The 21945-nt window shown below is 66.5% G+C and carries 23 protein-coding genes and 1 pseudogene; 20 read left to right on the top strand and 4 right to left on the bottom strand.

Translation table 11 applies throughout. The features are described 5' to 3' along the window. Nucleotides 1-23: 23 nt before the first annotated feature. Nucleotides 24-1250 carry an MFS transporter gene (locus tag BST14_RS03580; RefSeq protein ID WP_083063221.1) on the bottom strand — a complete coding sequence of 409 codons (1227 nt, stop codon included), beginning with the start codon at nt 1248-1250 and terminating at the stop codon, nt 24-26. A 233-nt stretch (nt 1251-1483) separates the two neighbouring features. Between BST14_RS03580 and BST14_RS03575 the strand changes: the two genes are divergently transcribed. The 10 genes from BST14_RS03575 to BST14_RS03530 all read left to right on the top strand — a co-directional run bounded on the left by BST14_RS03575 (nt 1484) and on the right by BST14_RS03530 (nt 10126). Further along, on the top strand, nt 1484-1765 hold the full coding sequence (locus BST14_RS03575) for a hypothetical protein (RefSeq protein ID WP_083063220.1): 282 nt from the start codon (nt 1484-1486) through the stop codon (nt 1763-1765). A gap of 356 nt (nt 1766-2121) precedes the next feature. After that, complete coding sequence (locus BST14_RS03570) at nt 2122-2883, top strand: ABC transporter permease (RefSeq protein WP_211280646.1); 762 nt, start codon at nt 2122-2124, stop codon at nt 2881-2883. Next, entirely contained in the window at nt 2880-3707 is an 828-nt protein-coding gene (locus tag BST14_RS03565; protein ID WP_083063219.1) for an ABC transporter ATP-binding protein, read from the top strand. Before BST14_RS03570 ends, BST14_RS03565 begins: the two co-directional genes overlap by 4 nt. Continuing rightward, a complete protein-coding gene (locus BST14_RS03560; RefSeq protein ID WP_083063218.1) occupies nt 3704-4528 on the top strand; it encodes an ABC transporter permease in 825 nt (274 codons plus the stop codon). Before BST14_RS03565 ends, BST14_RS03560 begins: the two co-directional genes overlap by 4 nt. Continuing rightward, nucleotides 4525-5313, top strand: coding sequence for an ABC transporter ATP-binding protein (locus BST14_RS03555; RefSeq protein WP_245845276.1), 789 nt, complete (start codon nt 4525-4527; stop codon nt 5311-5313). The genes BST14_RS03560 and BST14_RS03555 overlap by 4 nt, the downstream gene beginning before the upstream one ends. A 17-nt stretch (nt 5314-5330) precedes the next feature. Next, nucleotides 5331-6446 (top strand): ABC transporter substrate-binding protein, encoded by a 1116-nt coding sequence (locus BST14_RS03550; RefSeq protein ID WP_083063216.1) that lies wholly within the window; start codon nt 5331-5333, stop codon nt 6444-6446. Between the two features lie 93 nt (nt 6447-6539). After that, nucleotides 6540-7325, top strand: a complete 786-nt coding sequence (locus BST14_RS03545; RefSeq protein WP_211280648.1) for an ABC transporter ATP-binding protein — start codon at nt 6540-6542, stop codon at nt 7323-7325. 20 nt (nt 7326-7345) lie between these two features. Further along, nucleotides 7346-8290 (top strand): aliphatic sulfonate ABC transporter substrate-binding protein, encoded by a 945-nt coding sequence (locus BST14_RS03540; protein ID WP_438502125.1) that lies wholly within the window; start codon nt 7346-7348, stop codon nt 8288-8290. A gap of 71 nt (nt 8291-8361) precedes the next feature. Then, entirely contained in the window at nt 8362-9063 is a 702-nt protein-coding gene (locus BST14_RS03535) for an ABC transporter permease (RefSeq protein WP_083063329.1), read from the top strand. Between the two features lie 94 nt (nt 9064-9157). Further along, a complete protein-coding gene (locus BST14_RS03530; protein ID WP_083063213.1) occupies nt 9158-10126 on the top strand; it encodes an alpha/beta fold hydrolase in 969 nt (322 codons plus the stop codon). Here BST14_RS03530 and BST14_RS03525 read toward each other — a convergent pair. The 3 genes from BST14_RS03525 to BST14_RS03515 all read right to left on the bottom strand — a co-directional run bounded on the left by BST14_RS03525 (nt 10123) and on the right by BST14_RS03515 (nt 13302). Then, nucleotides 10123-11340 carry a GNAT family N-acetyltransferase gene (locus BST14_RS03525; RefSeq protein WP_083063212.1) on the bottom strand — a complete coding sequence of 406 codons (1218 nt, stop codon included), beginning with the start codon at nt 11338-11340 and terminating at the stop codon, nt 10123-10125. The genes BST14_RS03530 and BST14_RS03525 overlap by 4 nt on opposite strands. Before the next feature lie 112 nt (nt 11341-11452). Continuing rightward, on the bottom strand, nt 11453-12664 hold the full coding sequence (locus BST14_RS03520; RefSeq protein WP_083063211.1) for an acyl-CoA dehydrogenase family protein: 1212 nt from the start codon (nt 12662-12664) through the stop codon (nt 11453-11455). Further along, nucleotides 12661-13302, bottom strand: coding sequence for a TetR/AcrR family transcriptional regulator (locus tag BST14_RS03515; protein WP_083063210.1), 642 nt, complete (start codon nt 13300-13302; stop codon nt 12661-12663). Before BST14_RS03515 ends, BST14_RS03520 begins: the two co-directional genes overlap by 4 nt. A 178-nt stretch (nt 13303-13480) precedes the next feature. Between BST14_RS03515 and BST14_RS03510 the strand changes: the two genes are divergently transcribed. The 10 genes and pseudogenes from BST14_RS03510 to BST14_RS03465 form a co-directional block, all read left to right on the top strand. After that, nucleotides 13481-14809, top strand: a complete 1329-nt coding sequence (locus tag BST14_RS03510) for a sensor histidine kinase (protein WP_083063209.1) — start codon at nt 13481-13483, stop codon at nt 14807-14809. 106 nt (nt 14810-14915) lie between these two features. Next, the gene (locus tag BST14_RS03505; protein WP_083063208.1) at nt 14916-15314 is read left to right on the top strand and encodes a VOC family protein; all 399 of its coding nucleotides are present in this window, start codon (nt 14916-14918) and stop codon (nt 15312-15314) included. Nucleotides 15315-15547: 233 nt separating this feature from the next. Beyond that, a complete protein-coding gene (locus tag BST14_RS03500) occupies nt 15548-15856 on the top strand; it encodes a PE domain-containing protein (RefSeq protein ID WP_083063207.1) in 309 nt (102 codons plus the stop codon). Between the two features lie 31 nt (nt 15857-15887). Further along, nucleotides 15888-17069: a PPE family protein gene (locus tag BST14_RS03495; protein ID WP_083063206.1), complete on the top strand. Its 1182-nt coding sequence runs from the start codon at nt 15888-15890 to the stop codon at nt 17067-17069. A gap of 101 nt (nt 17070-17170) precedes the next feature. Beyond that, nucleotides 17171-17485 carry a WXG100 family type VII secretion target gene (locus BST14_RS03490; protein ID WP_040630553.1) on the top strand — a complete coding sequence of 105 codons (315 nt, stop codon included), beginning with the start codon at nt 17171-17173 and terminating at the stop codon, nt 17483-17485. A gap of 50 nt (nt 17486-17535) precedes the next feature. Next, on the top strand, nt 17536-17823 hold the full coding sequence (locus BST14_RS03485) for a WXG100 family type VII secretion target (protein WP_083063205.1): 288 nt from the start codon (nt 17536-17538) through the stop codon (nt 17821-17823). Nucleotides 17824-17940: 117 nt separating this feature from the next. Then, nucleotides 17941-18771 carry an ESX secretion-associated protein EspG gene (locus tag BST14_RS03480; protein WP_083063204.1) on the top strand — a complete coding sequence of 277 codons (831 nt, stop codon included), beginning with the start codon at nt 17941-17943 and terminating at the stop codon, nt 18769-18771. Between the two features lie 127 nt (nt 18772-18898). Beyond that, nucleotides 18899-19924, top strand: a complete 1026-nt coding sequence (locus tag BST14_RS03475; protein WP_142279244.1) for a MinD/ParA family ATP-binding protein — start codon at nt 18899-18901, stop codon at nt 19922-19924. Next, nucleotides 19921-21450, top strand: a complete 1530-nt coding sequence (gene eccD / locus BST14_RS03470) for a type VII secretion integral membrane protein EccD (RefSeq protein WP_083063202.1) — start codon at nt 19921-19923, stop codon at nt 21448-21450. The genes BST14_RS03475 and eccD overlap by 4 nt, the downstream gene beginning before the upstream one ends. Nucleotides 21451-21482: 32 nt before the next feature. Then, nucleotides 21483-21945, top strand: a pseudogene (locus BST14_RS03465) (type VII secretion-associated serine protease); the annotation flags it as partial.

Genomic DNA, 21945 nt, shown 5'->3' with positions numbered 1-21945 from the left:
TCCTCACCGCCGGCCGGGCGGAATTAGCCTTGGCGGTGGCTGTCTCGTCGTAACCGCACCGCGCGGGCGACCGCCGTTGCCGCGGCCAGTATGGCCATCGCGGACAGGATCACCACCGAAACCGCCGAGCCGACGGTGGCCAGGATGAGCGGCAGGGCGAAGCCGACGTATGTGACGACGTAGAACACCCCGGTCAACGCGCCGCGCAGGTGCGACGGTGCGGCGGCCTCGACGTCGATCAAGCCTTCACGCAGGCACAGGCCCGAGGCGCAGCCGAGGACGAGAAATAGCGGCAGGCCCAGCGCCGGGGTCAGGGCCGCAGGCGCCAGTGCCGCTACCGCGTAGCCGAGCGCCGCCAGCACCGCGCCGACGGTGCCGGACTGCGGACCCCAGCGCAGTACGCGGGCCAGGAGCTGCACGAGGCCGCTGACACCGTTGACGATCAGGGTGGCCGTGCCGGCCGCCAGGGGAGCCGCCAGAGCAGTGTGTAACCGGGTGGGGATGGTGACGAATCCCAATGTCGCCGAGGCGTATACCCACGGCGCGAGCGGCATGGCCCAACTCAGGGCCCGGCCGAAGCCTGCCGCGGCCGGGGCAGCCGGCGCCGTCCGCCCGGAGTCGTACCCGGCGGCCGGGCGAGCAACCTCGGTGCGCCGGGCCGCGCCGATGACGGCGCACGTCGCCAGCACGACGATGGCGGCGGCGACCGCGAATGACACCCGGATGCCCGATGGTCCGGCCCACGCGATGAATCCCCCGACGAATGGTCCGAGGGCGAAACCGGCAGTGAGCACCGCCCCGGCGGTCGCGGCGCCAGCGGGGCCTCTCAGGTCCGAGGCCCACGCGGTGCACGAACTGATGGCAAGGCCCACGCCGATCCCGACGATCAGGCGACCCAGCAGCAGCGCGTCGGCATGCTGGGACAGCAGCATGACCGCCGTCCCCGTCAGGGCGGCCAGCGATCCCGTCAGCGCCACCGACCGGCGCCCGAGCCCGTCCGACGCGCGCCCGCCGACGAGCAGCCCGGGAAGCAGTCCCAGCGCGTAGATGCCGAAGATCCCGTCGAGCGTGGTCGTGCTGAGGCGGGCCCGGTCGCTGATCACCGGCATCAGCCCGACGAAGTGGTTGGCGACCCATCCCGTTGCGAGGAGCAGGGCCAGCACGCCGACAAAAAGCGCCCGGGTTTCCGCCGGCTCGTGTTCGGCTTTGGTGATGCCGGCGTGGCCGGTGCGCACATTCGACGAGGTCACTGAGCGTCTTCCCCTCCTGACCCGACGTGCATTCGCGGCCGACCGACGATGGTAGAACGTGAGGTCACCCGGGCGGTTATTCCCAGTGGGCGCGATCGCATCGCGGCGCGCCGCGATGTGGCCGCTTCCGCGCAGCCCTGCAAACTCGGCGGTCATCAGTTCGGATTGCCCTGCCGGGTTTGAAATCAGGCGGTTTGGTGTACTGATACCACTACTCGCACCCAGGAAGGCAAATGATGAAGTATTTTGCGGCAGCCGCGCTCGCGACATCCGTCTTGCTGTCCAGCGCGTGTTCGGCCTCACAGGTCATCAACACCGGCGGGGACACCAAGTGCAAGGACTTCACCACGCAGGACGAGAAGAAGCAGAACGACGAAGTGAGCAAGATGCTCAAAGACAAGAGCGGTACCGACCCGTCCAATGTGGAGATCTCCGCGACGCGCCTGTCGGTGACGACGTACTGCCAGACACTCGGCAAGCCGGACACCAAGATCTCCGAGGCACCGCACGGCTGACGGCGGCTGACAACGGCTGACAAGGGCACACAGCCGGTTCCCGCTCGGGAGCCGGCTGTTCGCGTCCTGGGAGCATTGGGCACCGACCCCGCGGCGAAGCAGTTCGGGTCAAGGCGATCCATATTCTTGCACCGTGACATCGGTGCGGGAATGCTGACACCGATTTGTCCCAGCATGCCCCTGCGGCCTGATCGAGTCGCCCGCTAACGAGTCCGCCGCGGGGCCTCTGTCCTCCTAGAAAGGTAGCTCGTGAGCGCCCTTTCTACCGAGCCGATTTCCCTGACCGCCCCGCGCAGCACCGTGGCCGCGCCACCCCCACACGCCGGCGGATCCTGTCGCCGAGGTTGCCGCTGGCCTTGATCGGCTTCGCACTGTTCCTCGGCGGCTGGTATCTGAGCGTCGACGTGCTGGCGCTACCGCGATTTCGCGGCCTTCCCGGTCCGACCGAGGTGATCCGGGAATGGCTGAGCCCCAACCCGGCGTACGGAACATCGGTATTCACGGCGTCGTATTACGCGCACATCTGGGCAAGTGTTCGGCGCGTCGCCCTCGCCTTCGCGGCGGCGCTCATCACCGGAATCCCGATCGGCCTGATGCTAGGGTGGTCATCGCGATTTCGGCAGTACACCTTTCCCGTCTTCGAATTGATCCGACCCATCCCCATTCTCGCGTGGGTTCCCTTGGCAATGTTGATGTTTCACAGCCGGGAGGGCTCGGTCATCTTTCTGACGTACCTGGCGGCGTTCTACGCGGTTACGTTGAACACGTTGCTCGGAGTCCATTCGATCGACCCCAACCTGATACGGGCGGCGCGGTGTCTGGGCGCCGGCCCGCACCAGGTACTGCGCACCGTGGTGATTCCGGGATCGCTGCCATACATCTTCACGGGCCTGCAGATCGGTATGGGCGTCGCATGGTTCTCACTGGTTGCGGGGGAGATGATCGCCGGCCAGTTCGGCCTCGGTTACCTCATCAACGCCTCATACACGACGACCCGCTACCCGACGATCGTGATCGCGATGATCACCCTCGGTGTGATCGGTTTCGCCAGTAGCGCTTTGATCCGACTGCTCGGTGACCGGCTGATGGCGTACCGGGCTCGGAGCATCGGATCATGAGCGGCGGGAACCTCGTCCTGAGCGGTGTCGGCAAGGAGTACCGGACGACGGGCGCCCCGGTGGTGGCGGTAGCGGATTTCAGCCTGGCGATCCCCGCGGGTGAACTGCACGTCATCGTCGGACCGTCGGGATGCGGAAAGAGCACGCTGCTCGGGGCCGTTGCCGGATTCACCGACATCACCTCGGGCCGGATCGAACTGGACGGTCGATTGCTCTGCGGCCCAGGCCGGCCCATCGCCACGATCGGCCCCGACCGGGTGGCGGTCTTCCAGGACAGCACCTTGTTCCCATGGTTCACCGTCGCCGAGAACGTCAGTTACGGATTGGTGGCCCAGCGGCGACTGAGCCGCCGGGATGCGGCCGAGCTCGCCGTCGAGCGCCTGCATGACGTCGGCCTGGGCGATGTAGCGCGCAGCTACCCCGGTGAACTGTCCAGCGGCGTGCACCGCCGCGTGGAGATTCTGCGTGCGCTCGTCGTGGAGCCGACCGTGCTGCTGCTCGACGAGCCGTTTCGGGGAATGGACGCGATCTCGCGCTCGGCGATGCACGATGCGCTGCTGCAGATTTACGACAATTCTTCCGTCACAGTGCTTTTCATCACCCACGACATCGAGGAGGCGGTTTATCTGGGCGATCGTGTCACGGTCATGACCACCCGGCCGGGCAGAGCCAAGACCACGATTGACGTCGACCTCGACCGCCCGCGAGATGGCGACTTGATCATCGCGCCCTACTTTCGTGAACTCGTCGGCGAGGTCTCCGAGGCGGTGCGCGACGAAGCCAAGCGCGCGTTCGACGCGGGCGAGCGGGAGATGGCGCAGTGACAACGTTTGTATGGCGACTCGACCATGCGGACGCATCGGGGCTTCGACGCGGCGCGATCGGCCTCGTCGTCTTCGCCGCGATCTGGGAGCTGGCTACCCGGCTAGGCAACTGGACCGGAGTCAGCGTGCCCGTGGTGGGACAGCTGCCGGCACCCTCCGCGGTGATCGTCGACTTCGCGAAACTCCTTGCCAAGCCGGGCTATTGGAACAGCTGGTCGCTGTCCTTCCAGCGCGTCCTGGCCGGCTTCGCCGTGGCGCTGCTGGTGGGTGGCGCGTTAGGCCTGCTCATGGCGACCCGTCCCCGGTTCAAACGCGTGGTGTTCGGAGTATTCGAATCGCTGAGGCCGATACCGCCGTTGGCCTGGGTGCCGATCGCCATCATTTTCTGGCCGACTCAGGAGCTGTCCATCACCTTTGTGACTTTCCTGGGTGCACTCTTTCCGATCGTGCTCAACACGGTTGGCGGTGCCGAGCAAATCGACCGCAGGCACGTGCTGGCCGCACGGTCGATGGGGGCAAGCCGCTCATACGTCTTTCGGCGGGTGCTGCTGCCCGCGCTACTGCCGTCGGTGGTGACCGGGGCGGCCGTCGGCATGGGCATCACCTGGGAGGTCGTGGTGGCGGCCGAGCTCATTTCCGGCGGCGGCCAGCAGTCGGGCGACGGCGGCCTGGGCTTTCTGGTCTGGAACGCCTACGAAGGCAACAACTTACCGCGGGTTGTCGTGGCGATGATCAGCCTGGGCATCGCGGGCTACCTGTCGAGCGGTCTGGTGCGGGCGCTGGGAGACCGACTCATGCCGTGGCGGCGCGTGGCGGCATGACCGGAAACCGAACCGGCGCGGTCCTTTTCGAGCGCGTGTCCTTTCGCATCCGTAAGGGCCGCGAGGACGTCCGGATCATCGATGACTGTTCGTTTAGCGTGGCACCCGGTGAGATCGTCGCGATGATCGGGCCATCGGGCAGCGGCAAGACGACCATCGGATACCTGCTGGCCGGCTATCACCGACCCAGCAGCGGCCTGATCACCGTCGACGGCAAAGAAACCCGCGGTCCCTCGGCCGAACGCCTGCTGCTATTTCAAGAAAACGCGCTGATGCCGTGGCTGACGACCGCCGAAAACGTCATGTTCGGACCGCGTGCGCGCGGCGAGGACCGCGATGCTGCGCGGCAGCGCGCGGACGCCGTTTTGGCCCGGGTGGGGCTCGCCGAGTTCGCCAACCGCTATCCCGCAGAGCTTTCCGGCGGCATGCGGCGCCGCGCCGAGTTGGCTCGCGCGTTGATCAACGAGCCCGCGGTGCTGATCCTCGACGAGCCGTTCCGGGGACTGGACGCGATGACCCGTGAGCTGATGCAGGAGTACACGGCCGAACTCCTCGCGGAACAACGGCGGACGGTCCTGTTCATCACTACGGATCTCGACGAGGCGCTGCTGCTTGCGGACCGCCTGCTGGTGATGACGGGACGTCCCGCCCGGGTGCGCGAGGAGTTCACCATCGAGCGGACCCGCCCCCGGCACCGGATCGATCTGCTGCACGACGACCGCCTGCAAGACATCAAACACCGCGCCTTAAACCTGCTCCGAGCCCCGATAGCTCAGCACCGCTGAACGACAGAAAGACGCCGATGCGACTGAAAAACGCCCTCGCCGTTGCGCTGACCACCTTGCTGACCGTCGTCGGCTGCGCGGCCGTCGGGAACATCGGCGGGAAGGACATCGTCTCCAGCGGCGGAGCGGTGCACCTCACTGTCGGCTACCAGCCGTACTACACCGAGGCGTGGTCGGGCGTGGTCATGCGGGGCAAGGAATTCTGGAAGAAATACCTGCCGAAAGGTTCGACGGTGGACTTCCAGGTCGGCCTGCAGGGCTCGATCGTGGTGAGCCAGCTGTTGGCCGGCAAGCAGCAGATCGGCTATGTGGGCGACATGCCGTCCATCGTCGGGGTGAGCAAGCGCAGCACCCGCGACTTGCGAATCGTTGCGACACTGGGGCTTTCAGAGGACCAATGCGGCGTGTTTCTGGTGCGCCCGGACGCACCCGACTTCGCCAACCAACGCGACGCCGTGGCCTGGTTCAACGGCAAGACCGTCGCCACGCCGCAGGGCAGTTGCACCGACCGTATCGCCCAGGCCACCTTCGACGCACTGGGCGTCAAGCCGGCCGCCTACCTCAACCAAAGCATCGAGGTGATCACCTCGAGCTTTCAGAACCACACCATCGATGCCGCCATCGTCTGGGAGCCGGTGCCATCGAAACTGATCAACGCCGGGCTCGCCAAACGCGTTGCGAGCGGGGCACTTACCGGCCAGCACGACGGCGGGTTCCTGGTGATGGACAAGGAGTTCACCGACAAACATCCCGACATCGCCAAGAGCTGGCTCAAGGCGGAACTCGACGCACAGCGTTACCTCGCCGATCCGGCCAATGCCGACGACGTCGTGCGCCTTGCCCAGAGCCAAACGGAGGGCTATTCGGCGGCCGACCTGCGTGACTCGCTCTACCGTAAATGGCCCGCCGACCAAGGCGGCAGCGCGCAGGGAATCCGGCTACGTCTTCCGTTCGCGCCCACCGGCGAGAGCGCCGAGCTGATCAAGACGGCTACCGAATTCCTCTACCGCATCAAGGCGATACCGGCCGCCACGTTGCCCGAGGGAGCGGTCCAATCGGATGCCGCGACCGCGGTGCTGCGCGACGCCGGGGCCAACCCGGCCGTCGGCGCGGGATTCGTTCGGGCGCAATAGGGCATTCGAATCATGATCAACGCAAACCTGGCGGCGGGCCGGGGACGTTCCTAGGCTGCCGGGGTGACGACGACCAATCCCGCGCCGGCGCGCGTGTCACTTCGCGGTGTCAACCGCAGGTTCGGTACGCACACCGTGCTGCACGACGTCGACGTCGAGATCGAGCCCGGCGAGGTCGTCGCCTTGCTGGGGGCGTCCGGCAGCGGCAAATCGACGCTGCTGCGACTGATCGCCGGTTTGGACCTTCCCACCGCTGGACGGATCGAGATCGACGGCGAGTCCGTCCGAGGGATCGACCCGCGCTGCGCCGTGGTGTTCCAGGAACCCCGCCTACTGCCCTGGCGGTCATTATCGGCCAACGTCGAATTCGGCCTGACACCGGGCACGGCGCGGTCGAAAGGTTCTGCCGCAGTGCAGCACTGGCTGGACGTTGTCGGTCTGACCAAATTCCGCGATCACTATCCGCGACAAGTGTCCGGCGGTATGGCGCAACGCGCCGGCCTGGCCCGGGCCCTGGCCCGGCGCCCCAGCGTCCTGCTGCTCGACGAGCCGCTGGCCGCTCTCGATGCCTTGACCCGCCTGCGCATGCAGGACCTGCTCGACACGGTGCAACAAGAGGCAGGCACCACCACGGTGCTGGTCACGCACGACGTGGACGAGGCGGTGATTCTCGCCGACCGGGTCCTGATCCTGCGCGCCGACGCGGCCGGCGGCGCCGGGATCGTCGCGGAATTCGACGTCTGCATTGCCAAACCACGCGACCGCGGCGACCCGCGCATCACCGCGCTGCGTGATCGGCTACTGGACGAACTCGGCGTGCCCCGACGCAGTGGTGCGACCGTGTCATTCGTGATCGATGAGGAGGCGAAGACGTCGTGAAGCGGCGATATCTGATGACGATGGCGGTGACCGCCGCAGTGGTTGCCGCGGCGTCTGCCTGCGGTTCGAGCAACGGCACGGCGACGTCGAAGGACCTCCACCTGGACTACGCCTATTACAACCCGTTGAGCCTGGTCATCCGCGATCAGCACCTGCTGGAAAAGCAGGGTTATAACGTCACTTGGGTGCTGTCGCAGGGCAGCAACAAGGCCAACGAGGGACTACGGTCAAAGGCCCTGGACTTCGGCTCCACCGGAGGTTCTCCCGCCTTGTTGGCCCGGGCCAACGGCACGCCGATCAAGACCGTCGACGTCTACGCCAAGGGGGAGTGGACGGCGCTCGTTGTCGCCAAGAACTCACCTATCAACTCCGTAGCGGACCTGAAGGGCAAGAAGGTCGCGGTCACGAAGGGAACCGACCCCTACTTCTTCCTGCTGCAATCGCTTGCAACAGCGGGGCTTTCGTCCGCCGACATCGAGATCGTCAACTTGCAACACGCCGACGGCAAGACCGCGCTGGAGCGCGGCGACGTCGACGCGTGGTCCGGATTGGATCCGTTCATGGCCGAAACGATTCAGCAGCAGGGTTCCCGCATCATCTACCGCAACCCCGATTTCAACTCCGGCGGTGTCCTGAACGTGCGCGAGGACTTCATCGCCGCGCATCCCGATTCGGTGCAGTTGGTGGTCAATACCTACGAGGAGGCCCGGAAGTGGGCAACGAAGCACCCGGCGGAGCTGGCGGCATTGCTGGCCTCGCAGGCGAAGGTAGCGCCGAGCGTGGCGCAAGAGGAGCTGGGTCGAACGGCATTGGACATCTCGCCGGTGCCGGACGATTCGCTGCGCGCGGTGCTGACCAGGGTGGTGCCGCTGGCCGTGGCGGACGGCGATATCAAATCCGAGGACGCCGGCCGCAGCGCACTGAACACGCTGTTCGAGCCGAAGTTCGCGCAGCAAGCGCGCTGACGCCAAAGGTTGGGCGGCTGACGAAGGTGCCGTCGGCGTTGATCGGCCTGATCGTTCCGGCTTTGCTGCTGGTGATTTGGCAGCTCGCCACGGCGGTGACCGGCTTTTTTGCCCCCAGCCAGCTGCCGCCCCCCGGCGACGTGGTGTCCGCGCTCGGCGGGCTGCTTCGGCACGGTGAACTCTGGACTCATCTGAAGGCCAGCGGTTCGCGCGTGCTGGTCGGCTACTTGGCCGGGGCGGGCGTCGCGCTCACACTGGGTTCACTGGTGGGGTTGTCGGTCACCGTGCGCAGGCTGCTGGCGCCCACCCTGGCCGCCTTCCGGACCGTGCCGTCCTTGGCGTGGGTGCCGTTGCTGCTCTTGTGGTTTGGCATCGACGAGACACCGAAGATCCTGATGGTGGCCATCGGCGCATTCTTCCCGGTTTATACGACGACGGCGTCGGCGCTGGCCCACATCGACCCCCACCTGCTGGAGGTCGGGCGAGCCTACGGGCGTCATGGTGTGTCGCTATTGACGACGGTGATGCTGCCCGCCGCCGCACCGGAGCTGGTGAACGGATTGCGGCTGGGGTTGGCGAACGCGTGGCTCTTCGTGGTCGCAGCCGAACTGATCGCGTCCTCGAAGGGGCTCGGCTTCCTGCTCATCGATAGCCAAAACACCGGCCGCACCGACGTGATGCTCCTGGCCATCGTGCTGTTGGCCGGCCTGGGCAAGTTGACCGACGGCGCCTTGGGCGCTGTGGAGACCCGGATCGCGCGGCGCCGCGGGTAGAGCAGGCGACCCGCAGCGACCGGGCTGCCACGACAGACCCGGATCGCAACGACTTTGCTTCCACCTGGGGCCGACATACCCGCACAATAGCGCGATGCGTGCAATGCGAGAGATCCGAAGAACCGCTGCGGGTATTCACCGCTTCCTGTCCACCCTCGCGTTGTTGCTCGTGCTGGCGGGCTGCGGCGATCCGGCGCACCGCAGTGCGCCGGCCTCTGGCGGTGACTTCGCCGGGCCGATCGAGATCGGCAACGGGCGGCACCTATACCTCAAGTGCCACGGAAAGGGCGGCCCGACAATAATATTGGAGTCCGGCTATCACAACTCGTCGGATCCGTGGAGTCAGTCCGACGCCACCGCACCGGCCGCGGGTCCGGCCGTACTGACGGTCCTGGGCGGCGACCACCGCGTTTGCGCGTATGACCGGCCCGGCACGCTGCGCTATCCCGATCCGCCCAGCATCACCGACCGCAGCTCACCGGTTCCGATGCCGCGCACCGCGCAGGACGTAGTCCAAGATCTGCATGCGTTACTGGCCGCCGCTCACCTTCCGGGCCCGTACATTTTGGTCGGACATTCGCTCGGCGGGCTGTTCATCCGGTTATATGCCCAAACGTATCCGAATCAGGTGCGGGCGCTGGCGTTCGTCGATGCCTTCCCGGTCGAGATACCGAGGCTGTTAGGACCGGATTGGGCCACCTATCGGCAGGCGCTGGACCAGCCGTTGCCGCAGTTCGCGAATGCGCCGTCGTTCGAGGAGATCGACATCGAGAAGAGCGTCGAACAAGTCGGCGCGGCCCCGGCTTTCCCGCCAGTTCCCACCGTCGTGTTGACCAGGACCGAGCCGTTCGCGGTCCCGGGCACCGTCTCGCCGGAGCAGGGCGCGAAGCTGGAACAGGCGTGGCGAGACGCCTCGGCGGATCTGATCGCGCTGCGGCCCCAGACACCGCACCTGATCGCCACCGGCAGTGACCACTTCATCCAGTTGCACCAGCCCGACTTGGTCGTGGCCGGTGTACGCCTGGTGATGCAGCGCGCGGAGCCGGACCGCCGACCCGGTTAGAAGAACGTGCCGGCGTGCGGTGGGTCGGGGACCGCGAACAGCCGATCAGCCACATCCAGCGCCGCGGGATCGTCGGCGCGGGCCATTCCGGCGGCGGCGAGGCTGCGCCAGGTTGTGCCGCCGAGCAGCGCGGCGCCCAGTCCTTCGATCCCGACGTGGACGTCGGCGCGGCGCGTCGTCGGTTCGGCGCCGTCACCGGTGATGGTGAACGTCGACGAATTACTCGGCAGCAGGGGGTCGTTCACCGCGATCGTCACGGTTCCTTCGCCGGCATAGGATCGCGCCGCCAGCGCGCGCTCCGCGTCGATGACGCGCAACCATGTTTCGTCGTGCACCGCGGTGACCTTCGCCGCCCGGCGATCGAGGAACAGCCAGGGCAGCGTGTCGTCGAGGGGTAGCATCCAAAACAGCACGCGGTGAACGAGATCCAAGCCGAGCAGGAAACGCAGCAACCCGAGATACGCGTCCGCGGTGGGCGCGAAGAAATCTTCGACCACGATGGTGCGCTGATCGCTGACGAACCAATTCTCGGTATCGATCGGCCGGTAGCGCACGAAGCCGGATTCGGCACCCGGCTCGCCGTGCACCGCGACATACCAAGCCCCCGAGAATGATTCGGTGCGAAGCCGGGCGCTTTCCCACCACACGCCGGGACGGTCGATGGTGCCCGGACGCGACGGTCGATTGGCGTCATAGACCCGGGGCAGGATCTCCCAGATCTCGGAGCCGCCCAGCAGACGCACCGGACCGCCCAACCCGACGTCGGGGCGAAACGCGGCCCGCGCGGTCGTGATTTCCACGCTCTGGAAAAAACTCGCCACCCCGTAGCCGTACCGGCCGTAAATGGTGGCCTCCGAGGCCCGCAACGATGCGACCACCTCACCGCGCGCGGCGATGTCGTGAAGCTGGTGGCCGACCAACTGGGTGGCGATGCCTCGCCGGGTGAAAGACGGCAGCACGCCGATGTGGGTCACGGCGGCGTGGTTCACCGTGGCTCCCCCGGGAAGGGTCAGCGTGCTCGTCACGGCGTCCGCGGTACCGACGAGTTGTCCGTTGACGAATGCGCCGATGGTGCGACCGGGGTCGAGCAGTTTGGTGATCTGGCCGGCCGGCAGGTTCGACATGGGTGGCAATCCCACCATCGCGGTGCGAAAAAGTTTGGCCGCGGCGATGAGGTCGTCCTCGCTGTCGAGAACCCGGATCTCGGTGGTCATTCGGTCATCATGTCGCGCCCAGTGCTCGCGGTCATCCGGCGGGGGTGATCCCCGCGTTGGAGATCGTGAATCCGCGGCCGTAGGGTCCAGATGCTCGTGTCTTGGACACCCGCTAACGGATGGGCAGGCCGGTCACCGCCCGCGAGATCACCAACCGCTGGATCTCGCTGGTGCCCTCGAAGATGGTGAAGATCTTCGCGTCACGGTGCATCCGCTCCACGGGGTAGTCGCGGGTGTAGCCGTTGCCGCCCAAGATCTGTATGGCCTCGTCGGTGACGTAGACCGCGGCCTCGCTCGCGACCAGCTTGGCCATCGAACCCTCGGCCGAGTCGAAGTTCTGGTTGTTGCGCGCCATCCAGCCAGCCCGCCACACCAGCAGGCGGGCCGCGTCGATGCGGCACTTCATATCCGCGAGCTTGAAGGCGACCGCCTGGAACTCACCAATCTTGCGGCCGAATTGCTCACGCTGGCAGGCGTATTCGAGCGCGTACTCGTAGGCGGCCCGCGCGACGCCGACGGCCATGGCCCCGACCGTGGGCCGGGTGCGCTCGAAGGTCTTCAGCGCGGCCTGGCCACCCGTGGAGGCGCCGGACTTGACCCGGGCGATCCGGGCCTCAAATTTCTCCCGGCCGCCGAGGATGGCGTCCTCGGGCAGGCGGACATTGTCGAGGACAACCTCGGCGGTGTGCGACGCGCGGATCCCGTGTTTCTTGAACTTCTGGCCCTGCGCCAGACCCTTGGTGTCCGGCCCGATGACAAAGCTGGCCTGGCCGCGGGTACCGAGCTCGGGATAGACCGAGGCCACCACGATGTGCACGTTGGCGATGCCGCCGTTGGTGGCCCAGGTCTTGGTGCCGTTGAGTACCCACTCACCGGCCGCCTCGTCGTAGCGGGCCCGGGTGCGGATGCCGCCGACGTCAGAACCCGCATCGGGCTCCGATGAGCAGAAGGCGCCCAGCTTGGGTTCGTCTGCGGTGCCGAACATTTCGGGCAGCCAACGGCCCAGCTGTTCGGGAGTTCCGTTGCCGGCCAGCGCCGCCGCGGCCAGGCCGGTGCCCATGATGGACAGCGCGATTCCGGCGTCACCCCAGAACATCTCCTCGAACGCGGTCAACATCCCCAGCCCGGTCTCTTCGGCGGCCTGCTGCGCGAAAAAGTCGGGGGAGTACAGCCCCACCTTCGCGGCCTCCTGGATCACCGGCCACGGGGTTTCCTCCCGTTCGTCCCATTCGGCCGCGGCCGGTCGAATGATGTCGGCCGCGAACTGGTGCACCCAATCGCGGACTTCGATCACGTCGTCGGACAGTTGCAGTGAGAAGGTCACAGCTGTACTCCTGAATCATTGATGTTCAAAGGTTTTCGAGGGTTCGTGTACTGGTTGAGGACGCTGACCGTTTGGTTGACCCACGCCTCGAAATACCGTTCTTCGTCGGTGTTGCCCGGCAGGCGACCGGTCAGCGCTTGGAGCGTCGCCGCGTAGGACAGCGACCCGATCGCGACGGCCGCGGCCGCCTCGGGGTCGGGAATGCTGGTGCGGCCGGACCGATTCGAAGCGGTCAGCTCGTCGGCGAAGCGTTGGTAGGCGTTGTCGGTGATCACCTGCCACGTCTTCTCATCGAGATCGCCGAGCTCGTCGGGTTCGCGCAGCATGACCTTGAGCAGGTCTTCGCTCTGCTTGAGGTTGCTCCAGATCAGCTGGCCGGCGATGCGCACCGCCCGCTCGACGCTCCCCGGTTGCCCCGCGTCGTATTGCTCGCGCGCCGCCACGATGCTGTCGATTCGGTGCGCGACGGCCGCCTCGAGGAGTTCGCGCTTGGAGCCGAAGTGCTTGTAGAGCGCACCGGACCCCGGCGCCAGCCCCGATTCCCGCTGGATGTCGGCCACCGACGTCGCCGCGTAGCCCTTGGCGGCAAAGAGCCGCAGGGCTGCGGACAACAGCCGGTCCCGTCCGGAGGCGAGCATGGTGAGAGAGTACTCACTCACCCAGGTCAGGGCCAAATCGCTTCGGTTTTGGCACGTGACGGGGCACGTGACGGGGAAGGAAGCGATGCGGTTAGCGTTAAATTCTTGCGAAGCGCCACTGGCCGGTGACCCACCGAAGGAGCCTGACATTCGCGTCCTACCGCGTGTACAGCTGCCGATGCGGGTGCTTTCGCTGCGCACCATCGTCATCGTCGCCGCCATATCGGTGATGACGCTCGTCGTTCTGCTGGGCACCTGGGTGTGGGTGGGCGTTACCAACGATCAGTACAACCAGCTCGACCGCCGCCTCGATTCGGTCAGCAGTCTGGGTGACATCAGTAGCCTGCTCAACAATGCGGAGCACGCGAGTCCGGACCGGCCGGCGCCGGACGGCAACCTGGTGCGCACCGCGCGCATCGGAGGGGTGACGGTATCGGTGCCCAGCAGCATCGTCTTGCCCCGGCTTCCCGACGGCTACGCCAACACCACGATCAACGGGGTGCAGTACCGGGTCCGCACCTTCACCGCGGGTCCCGCCTCGATAGCGCTGGCCGCGCCGCTGGCCGAAGCCCAGCATCGGATCAACGAACTGCACCTGCGGGTGCTGCTGATCTGCGCCAGCGTCATCGGCGGCACCGTCGTGGTGGGCTGGGTGATCTCGTTGATCATGGTCAACCCGTTCCTGCTGCTGGCCCAGCAGGCCCGCGCGATCAATGCCCAGTCCAGCCCCGACGAGGTTCAGGTGCGCGGCGTGCGCGAGGCCGTGGAGATCGCCGAGGCGGTCGAGGGAATGCTGGCCCGCATCGGCAAGGAGCAGCAGCGCACCAAGGCCGCGCTGGAATCGGCCCGCGACTTCGCCGCGGTCGCCTCCCACGAGCTGCGCACGCCGTTGACCGCCATGCGCACCAACCTGGAGGTGCTGTCCACCCTGGATCTGCCGCCCGAGCAGCGTCACGAGGTGATCGGCGACGTCATCCGCACGCAGAGCCGCATCGAGGCGACGCTGACCGCGCTGGAGCGGCTGGCCCAAGGTGAGCTGACGACGGTTGACGATTTCGTCCCGTTCGACATCACCGAGCTGCTGGATCGCGCCGCTCACGACGCGCTGCGCGTCTACCCCGATGTGGAGGTCTCGCTGGTGCCGTCGCCGACGGTGCTGATGATCGGGCTGCCCACCGGGCTGCGGTTGGTGATCGACAACGCCATCGCCAACGCCGTCAAGCACGGCAACGCCGGCAAAATCCAGCTGACCGTCGGCAGTTCCGGTGAGGGGGTCCAGATCGCGATCGACGACGACGGCACCGGGGTTCCAGAATCCGAACGCGCCACGGTCTTCGAACGGTTCGCCCGGGGATCGACGGCCGCACGGTCGGGCTCGGGGCTGGGCCTGGCCCTGGTCGCCCAGCAGGCCGAATTGCATGGTGGCACAGCATCTTTGCAGACGAGCCCGCTCGGCGGCACCCGGCTGCTGCTGAGGCTGGCCGGCGACGGGCGTGGGCCGGCCTAGGCATGTGGGTCAGCGCCAAGGGCGACCGGGCATACGTCTACGACCTGACCGTGCCCGGAGCCGCCACCGTCGCGTACACCGCGCCGTTGGACGAAAGGTAGACGCCGTGCTCGGTCACCTGGGAATCAACGTGCCTGATTTGTCAGCCGCAAAACGGTATTACGACGCCCTGATGCCCCTGGTCGGGTTTCAGCCGTTTTTCCACGCCGACGACGAGTTTTCCTATCGGCCCGCCGAAAACAAACCGGGCACTTTCCTGTTCTTTTATCCGGCTCTCGAGCCACATGAGTATTCAGCGCGGCAAGGCGGGCTGCAACACCTGGCATTCGCTGTGCGACACCGGTCGTCGGTTCGGGCCGTGCACGATCACGTCGTTCGCATCGGCGGTACGGTCATTCGTCCGCCGGACTATTTCCCGCAATATCCCGGCCATTATTACGCAACATTCTGGTATGACCCATTCGGTATCAAGCTCGAGGCCGTCTGCCATCACGACCGTGATTAAACAGAGCGGCCACCCGTTGCACAGCAGGCGGCCTAGGTGCTTTTGTGGCTCCCGGGTCTTGAGTGGCGACTGAGGCTTATCAACGACTCCGTCCGAGAATCCAGTACTTTCACGCTAGGGGCTGAATTTGGGCTTTGAGGCCTGTCAAAACCGCAGTGAATACAAGATCACGGGAACCGCACTACACTAAGGCCCCAAACACCTGGATTCGGGTTGAGCGTTCGGAGGGAATCATGGCAATCACGTCGGTGCAAACCGAGGCGGTTCTGGCGTCATCGGGCGCTGAGTCGGCAATCAGCGCGGAGACCGAGGCGGCGGCTTCGGCGGCGGCACCCGTTCTGTTGGGGGCGTTGCCCATGGGCGGTGACCCCGATTCGGCCATGTTCGCAGCGGCGCTCAACGCCTGCGGCGGTAGCTACTTGGGCGTAGTGTCCGAGCACGCGGCCCAGCGCGGTTTGTTCGCCGGCGCACAGAGCATCGCCTCGAGCACATACGTCGTCACGGAGCTGATGCGCAGCCTGACGATGGCAATCGGTGCCTAGGGCCTAGCGACTTACAAAGGGGGAAGTACGCATGGCCGATCCGGGGTGGGCTGCGCGTACGCCCGAGGACAACGACATGCTGCTCAAGGCGGGGGCCGGCGTCATCACCCACCTGGCGAACCAGGCCGCCTGGACCGCGTTGGCGGCAACCCATCACGGCTCCAGCATCGCGTCAACCATCAACACCGTCGCGACGTCGGCGAGCTGGACGGGCTCGGGTTCGTTGGCCTCGGCGGCAAACGCAACCGCACTGAACGCGTCACTGCACGGGCTGGCCGGCTGGGTCGACGTCAAGCCGGCGGTGGTGTCGACCGCGGTCTCGGCGTACCAGATGGCGTACGGATCGATGCGCCCGGCGCCCGAGTGCATCGCAAACCGCACCGAGACGGCCACCGACTACGGCATCAACCCGCTGGTTCTCGGCGCTCTGACCCCGCGCATCACGTCGCTGGAGCTCGAGTATTTCGGGTCCATGTGGCCGAATAACTCCGCCGTCGGCGCCAGCTACGGAACGATTTTGACGGCCTTGTCGGAAAGCCTGACCATTCCGCCGCCGGTCGCCACGATGGGCGCATCGCCGGCCGCGCCCGCGCAGGCCGCCGCGGCGATCGGCGAGTCCGCGGCGGAGCACGGGGCCGGCGACGGCATGCGCGCCGCCATGCAGGGCGCGCAGACCGGAACGCAGGGAGCCGGTCAGGCCGCCTCGGGTGGTCAGGACTTCATGAATCAGGCCACCTCGTTGATGCAGCCGGCGCAACAGCTAGTGGGAGCGGTCCCGCAGGCGATGCAGGCCCCCGCGCAGATGATGCAGGCGCCGATGCAGATGATGCAGCCGCTGATGGGCATGTTCGCCAATCCGGGCGCCCTGGGCATGGGCGGGGCGACGCCGGCCGTCTCGGCGGTGTCGGCCACCACCGGACTTTCCGCGGCGGAGGCCGGTGCCGGCGGGGGCGCATCCCTGGGCGGTGCGGGTGTGCCCGCAACGAGTTTCACCCGTCCGGTCAGCGCCTTCGAGCCCGCGGCCAGTGGCCGGCCGGTGGGGCTGCGACCGGCAGGGGCCTTAGGCGCCGAGGCCATGCGACCGCAGACCACGACGATGAGTGGTGCTCCGGTGGGCGGTATGCCCGTGGGGCACGGGGCGGGAGGCGACCGCGGCTCCCGTGACAAGGCCGACCAGCCCGCGACCGTGCGGGTCGTCGACGCTCGAGTGTGAAGCCGACCCCTGGTGAAAGGTGAATCGACAGGTAGAAATTGCCGCCATACACTTCGCTTCATGCCCTCACGGGGGGCGGCCCACCGGAGAAGGAGAATTCCGTGACAATCAAAGTGACACCGCAAATGCTTCGCGATGCTTCCAACGCTATCCAGGCGAACATGGAGCACGCGATCGGAATTGGCCAAGGATACGTCGCGAATCAAGAAAACGTGATGAACCCGTCCACCTGGTCTGGTTCCGCTGTGACGGCGTCGCACGCCACGGCCATCGAGGTCCAAAACGATTTGAACAAAGTCTTGACCGGCGGCACGCGTCTGGCCGAGGGGCTGACGAAGGCGGCGGCGCTGATGGAAGGCCACGAGGCGGATTCGTCGCACGCCTTTAGCGCGCTATTCGGCGGCCACGGCTCCTGATCACCCACTCATTCGTCATTTCATTAATGGTCTTTTGAAAGGAAATCCACATGTCCGACCCGATCACTTATAACCCTGGAGCCGTAGCCGACTTCGCCACCGATGTCGCCTCCCGCGCCGGCCAGTTGCAGTCGATTTTCGACGACACCTCCAACCGCACAAACGCCCTGCAGGAATTCTTCGCCGGCCACGGCGCATCGGGTTTCTTCGAGGCGCAGGCCCAGATGCTGTCCGGGCTGCAGGGCCTCATCGACACCATTCGCCAGCATGGGGTGACGACCTCCCATGTGCTGGACAACGCGATCAGCACCGACCAGCACATCGCCGGCCTGTTCTGAGTCCGCTCAACCACACCGAGACAAGCGGGGGTGGGGCAGATGCGCCGGGCGTATGTGCCCCACCTTTCGGTCTCTTGTCCACCGGCCGGGCGACCCACTGAGTGAGGGTAAGGCGACATGCTGACCACGACGGTCGACGGCTTATGGGTCTTGCAGGCGATCACCGGGGTGGAGCAAACCTGCCCTGAGCTGGGGCTGCGACCCATGCTGCCGCGCCTGGACACCCCGGAGCGCGCGCGGAGCCACCCCGCGGCCGCCGAGCTGGTGGCCGCCGGCGCGCTCGATGAGGCCGGCGACGTCGACCCGATGATCCGCGAATGGCTGACGGTTCTGTTGCGGCGCGACCTGGGGCTGCTGGTGCTGATCGGGGTTCCGGGTCGCGAGCCGACGCGGGCATCGATCTGCCGTTTCGCGACATGGTGGGTGGTCCTGGAACGCCATGCCGACATGGTGCGGTTGTATCCCGCCGGCACGGCCAACAACGAGGCATCGGCCCGAGACCTGGTGGTCGGTCAGATCGAGCGGCTGTGCGGCGTCGCCGAGGCGGCGCCGTTGCGGCCGGTCACCCTGGACACCGAGCAGTTACTGGGCACGGTGCGCGACACCGCCAGCCTGCGAAAGTTCCTGCTGGAACAACGCCTCGACGCCGACCAGCTGCAGATGGTGCTGACGGCCGCCGATCCGGCGCGGTCCGCGCACGCCAACATCGTGGGGCTGCAGGCCGGTGTGGGGCCGGACGAATTGGCGCGGATCGCCGTCGGGGATGCGACGGTGTCCATCGTCGACACCCCCGCGGGCCGGATCTGCATCGAGAGCGTGACCTCGGGGCAGCGGCAGTACCAGATTCTTTCGCCCGGGTCGCGCACGGACATCGGCGGCGCGATCCAACGGCTCATCCGCCGGTTGCCCGCGGGCGACGAGTGGCACTCGTATCGGCGAGTGGTGTGACGGTGCGCCGGAAGCGAACTGACAAAAGTAACTTAGATACCAAAGTCTTGGAATAACAACGTCTGTCGTGCTTCAAGAGTTTCTGATCGAGTAAACGCCGTATCGCCAACCGTGTTAGCATCTCGTCGTGACGAGCCCTTGGAATGACCCGAATATGTCGGACGAAGGAGCGCTCAGACGGGGGGATCCGTCAGCGGCCAGCAACTTCCCGGATTCGGTATCAGACACCATGCGCATTACCGATCTGGCCGCGCCGCGGAAAATTCCACCCGGATCGGGCTGGCGGAAATTCATTTACACCATCTCGTTTCATAAAATAAATCCCGGCGAGTCGGCTAGGGAACGGCACTACCGGGATTTGCAAAATCGCATCCGGCGGCATATTCGACGGCAATACGTCATCACGGTCGTCTCCGGCAAGGGCGGCGTGGGCGTCACGACCGTCGTCGCCTGCCTCGGGGGTGTGTTCCGAGAATGCCGTCCGCAGAACGTGATTGCGATCGACGCCGTCCCGGGTTTCGGCACGCTGGCCGACCGCATCGACGAATCTCCGCCCGGCGATTACACCGCAATCATCAACGACACCGACGTCCAGGGCTACGCGGATATTCGAGAACATCTGGGACAGAACGTCATTGGGCTTGACGTCCTGGCCGGCAACCGGACTTCCGACCAGCCCAGACCATTGGTGCCCGCGATGTTTTCCGGGGTGCTGTCGCGCCTGCGGCGGACCCACACGGTGATGATCGTCGACACCTCTCCCGACCTCGAACACGAGGTGATGAAGCCGGTATTGGAGAACACCGACACGCTCGTGTTCGTCTCCGGCATCACCGCGGACCGGTCGCGCCCGGTGCTGCGGGCGGTGGACTATCTGCGGTCGCAGGGTTACCACGAGTTGGTTTCGCGGAGCACCGTAATTGTCAACCACACCGACCAGATCACCGACAAGGACGCGTTGGCGTACTTGACCGAGCGTTTCACCAAGGTCGGCGCAACGGTCGAAGTGCTGCCGTTTGATCCACACCTTGCCAAAGGCGGGATCATCGATACGGTTCATGAGCTGAAGAAGAAATCGCGATTGCGCCTCTTCGAAATTACCGCCGGGCTGGCGGACAAATACATTCCTGACGCCGAGCGGTCCGTGCCGTGACCGCGCCGCATAAGGTCGCTTTCCCGGCGCGTTGTGCGGTCAACATTTCTTACGAAAAGCATCTGTGTTCCCAGGTGTTCCCCGCCGGAATTCCGATGGAGGGATTCTTCGAGGGAATGGTCGAGCTGTTCGACGCCGACCTGAAGCGCAAAGGCTTTGACGGCATCGCGTTGCCCCCGGGCAGCTACGAACTGCACAAGATCAACGGGGTTCGGCTCGACATCAACAAAAGCCTCGACGAGCTGGGCGTCCAGGATGGCGACACCCTGGTGCTGGTACCCAGGGTGGACGGCGAGTCGTTCGAGCCGCAGTACGAGTCGCTGTCAACGGGGTTGGCGGCCATGGGCAAGTGGCTGGGCCGCGACGGTGGCGATCGGATGTTTGCACCGGTGACGCCGCTGACCGCCGCCCACACCGCGGTCGCGGTGATCGCGATGGCGGTGGGGGTCGTGGTGGCCCTGACCCTGCGGGCACGGACGTTCACCGACGGCCTCATCCCCGCCGCCGTCGCGGGCGCCGTCGGCGCGCTGCTGTTGGTGGCGACGCTGGTGGTGCGGAGCGGATGGCGGGAGCGGCGAGACCTGTTCAGCGGCTTCGCGTGGCTGGCGGTCCTGTCGCTGGCCACCGCCGGCGGCTGCGCGCCGCCGGGGAGGCTCGGCGCGGCGCATGGGCTGATCGGCGCCGTCATCGTGATCCTGGGCGCCATCGCCATCGGGGTGACGGCGCGGAACCGTTGGCAGACCGCGGTGGTCACCGCGGTGGTGACGGTCTGCGGGGTCTTGACCGCCGTTGCCGCCGTCCGGATGTTCCGGCCGGCCTCGGCGCAGGTGCTGGCGGTCTGCGTCTTGGTCGGACTGCTCGTCCTGGTCCGGATGACTCCCCTGATCGCGTTGTGGGTCGCACGGGTCCGGCCACCGCATTTCGGATCGATCACCGGCCGGGACCTGTTCGCGCGGCGCGAAGGGATGCCCGTCGACACGGTGTCCCCGGTCAGCGAGGACGAATCCGAGGACGAGGACAACGAATTGACCGACATCACCGCGCGCGGCGCCGCGATCGCCGCCTCGGCGCGGTTGGTCAATGCGGTTCAGGTGGGACTGTGTGTCGGGGTGTCGATAGTGCTGCCCGCCGCGGTGTGGGGCGTGCTGGCGCCGGGACGCCCGTGGGCATGGTTGGCGTTGGTGGTGGCCGGGCTGGTGGCCGGCATCTTCCTCACCCAGGGCCGCGGGTTCGCCGCCAAGTATCAGGCCATCGCCCTGGTGTGCGGGGCGTCGGCCGCGGTGTGCGCGGGCGTGGTCAAATACGCCGTCGCCGCGCCACGGGATGCGATGACCGGGTTGATGTGGCCCGCGGTGGCGGTGGCGACCTTCGCCGCATTAGGTTTGGCCGCAGCGCTTTTGGTGCCGACCATGCGTTTTCGGCCGTTCATCCGGTTGACCGTGGAGTGGGTGGAAGTGCTCGCGTTCATCGTCTTGCTACCAGCGGCGGCGGCCTTGGGAGGGCTCTTCACGTGGATTCGCCACTGATAAGGGCCGCGGCGGTGACCGTCGCTGTCACCATGGTCGCGTTATCAGCCAATATCCCTGTCGCACTGGCCATTACACCACCCGTGGTGGATCCGGCAATGGTGCCGCCGGACGGGCCGCCACGATCCGAAGAGCCGATGCGCCGCGCCAACAGCTGCTCGACCCCGATCACCGTGCGCAACCCCGATGTTGCGCAGCTGGCCCCCGGCTTCAACCTGCTCAATATCACCAAGGCATGGCAGTACAGCACCGGCAACGGTGTGCCCGTGGCCGTCATCGACACCGGCGTTACCCCGAACCCGCGGCTGCCGGTGGTACCGGGTGGCGACTACATCATGGGTGAGGACGGCCTATCGGATTGCGACGCCCACGGCACGATCGTCAGCTCGATCATCGGCGCTGCGCCCCAAGGGATCTTGCCGATGCCGCGGCCGATGCCCGCCACCGCCGCGTTCCCCCCGCCGGCCGGTCCGCCGCCGGTCGTCGGTGCGCCAC

It is taken from the genome of Mycobacterium arosiense ATCC BAA-1401 = DSM 45069 (assembly GCF_002086125.1).
Taxonomy (GTDB): domain Bacteria; phylum Actinomycetota; class Actinomycetes; order Mycobacteriales; family Mycobacteriaceae; genus Mycobacterium; species Mycobacterium arosiense.
The sequence above is the reverse complement of the archived record's forward strand: the minus strand, read 5'-3'. Positions and strand labels throughout refer to the sequence as shown.

Bases quoted from the DNA above. Each gene is read 5' to 3' on its own strand.
- BST14_RS03575 (WP_083063220.1), top strand. From the start codon at position 1,484: ATGATGAAGTATTTTGCGGCAGCCGCGCTCGCGACATCCGTCTTGCTG.
- BST14_RS03565 (WP_083063219.1), top strand. From the start codon at position 2,880: ATGAGCGGCGGGAACCTCGTCCTGAGCGGTGTCGGCAAGGAGTACCGG.
- BST14_RS03555 (WP_245845276.1), top strand. From the start codon at position 4,525: ATGACCGGAAACCGAACCGGCGCGGTCCTTTTCGAGCGCGTGTCCTTT.
- BST14_RS03550 (WP_083063216.1), top strand. From the start codon at position 5,331: ATGCGACTGAAAAACGCCCTCGCCGTTGCGCTGACCACCTTGCTGACC.
- BST14_RS03540 (WP_438502125.1), top strand. From the start codon at position 7,346: ATGGCGGTGACCGCCGCAGTGGTTGCCGCGGCGTCTGCCTGCGGTTCG.
- BST14_RS03530 (WP_083063213.1), top strand. From the start codon at position 9,158: ATGCGTGCAATGCGAGAGATCCGAAGAACCGCTGCGGGTATTCACCGC.
- BST14_RS03525 (WP_083063212.1), bottom strand. From the start codon at position 11,340: ATGACCACCGAGATCCGGGTTCTCGACAGCGAGGACGACCTCATCGCC.
- BST14_RS03515 (WP_083063210.1), bottom strand. From the start codon at position 13,302: ATGCTCGCCTCCGGACGGGACCGGCTGTTGTCCGCAGCCCTGCGGCTC.
- BST14_RS03510 (WP_083063209.1), top strand. From the start codon at position 13,481: ATGCGGGTGCTTTCGCTGCGCACCATCGTCATCGTCGCCGCCATATCG.
- BST14_RS03500 (WP_083063207.1), top strand. From the start codon at position 15,548: ATGGCAATCACGTCGGTGCAAACCGAGGCGGTTCTGGCGTCATCGGGC.
- BST14_RS03495 (WP_083063206.1), top strand. From the start codon at position 15,888: ATGGCCGATCCGGGGTGGGCTGCGCGTACGCCCGAGGACAACGACATG.
- BST14_RS03485 (WP_083063205.1), top strand. From the start codon at position 17,536: ATGTCCGACCCGATCACTTATAACCCTGGAGCCGTAGCCGACTTCGCC.
- BST14_RS03480 (WP_083063204.1), top strand. From the start codon at position 17,941: ATGCTGACCACGACGGTCGACGGCTTATGGGTCTTGCAGGCGATCACC.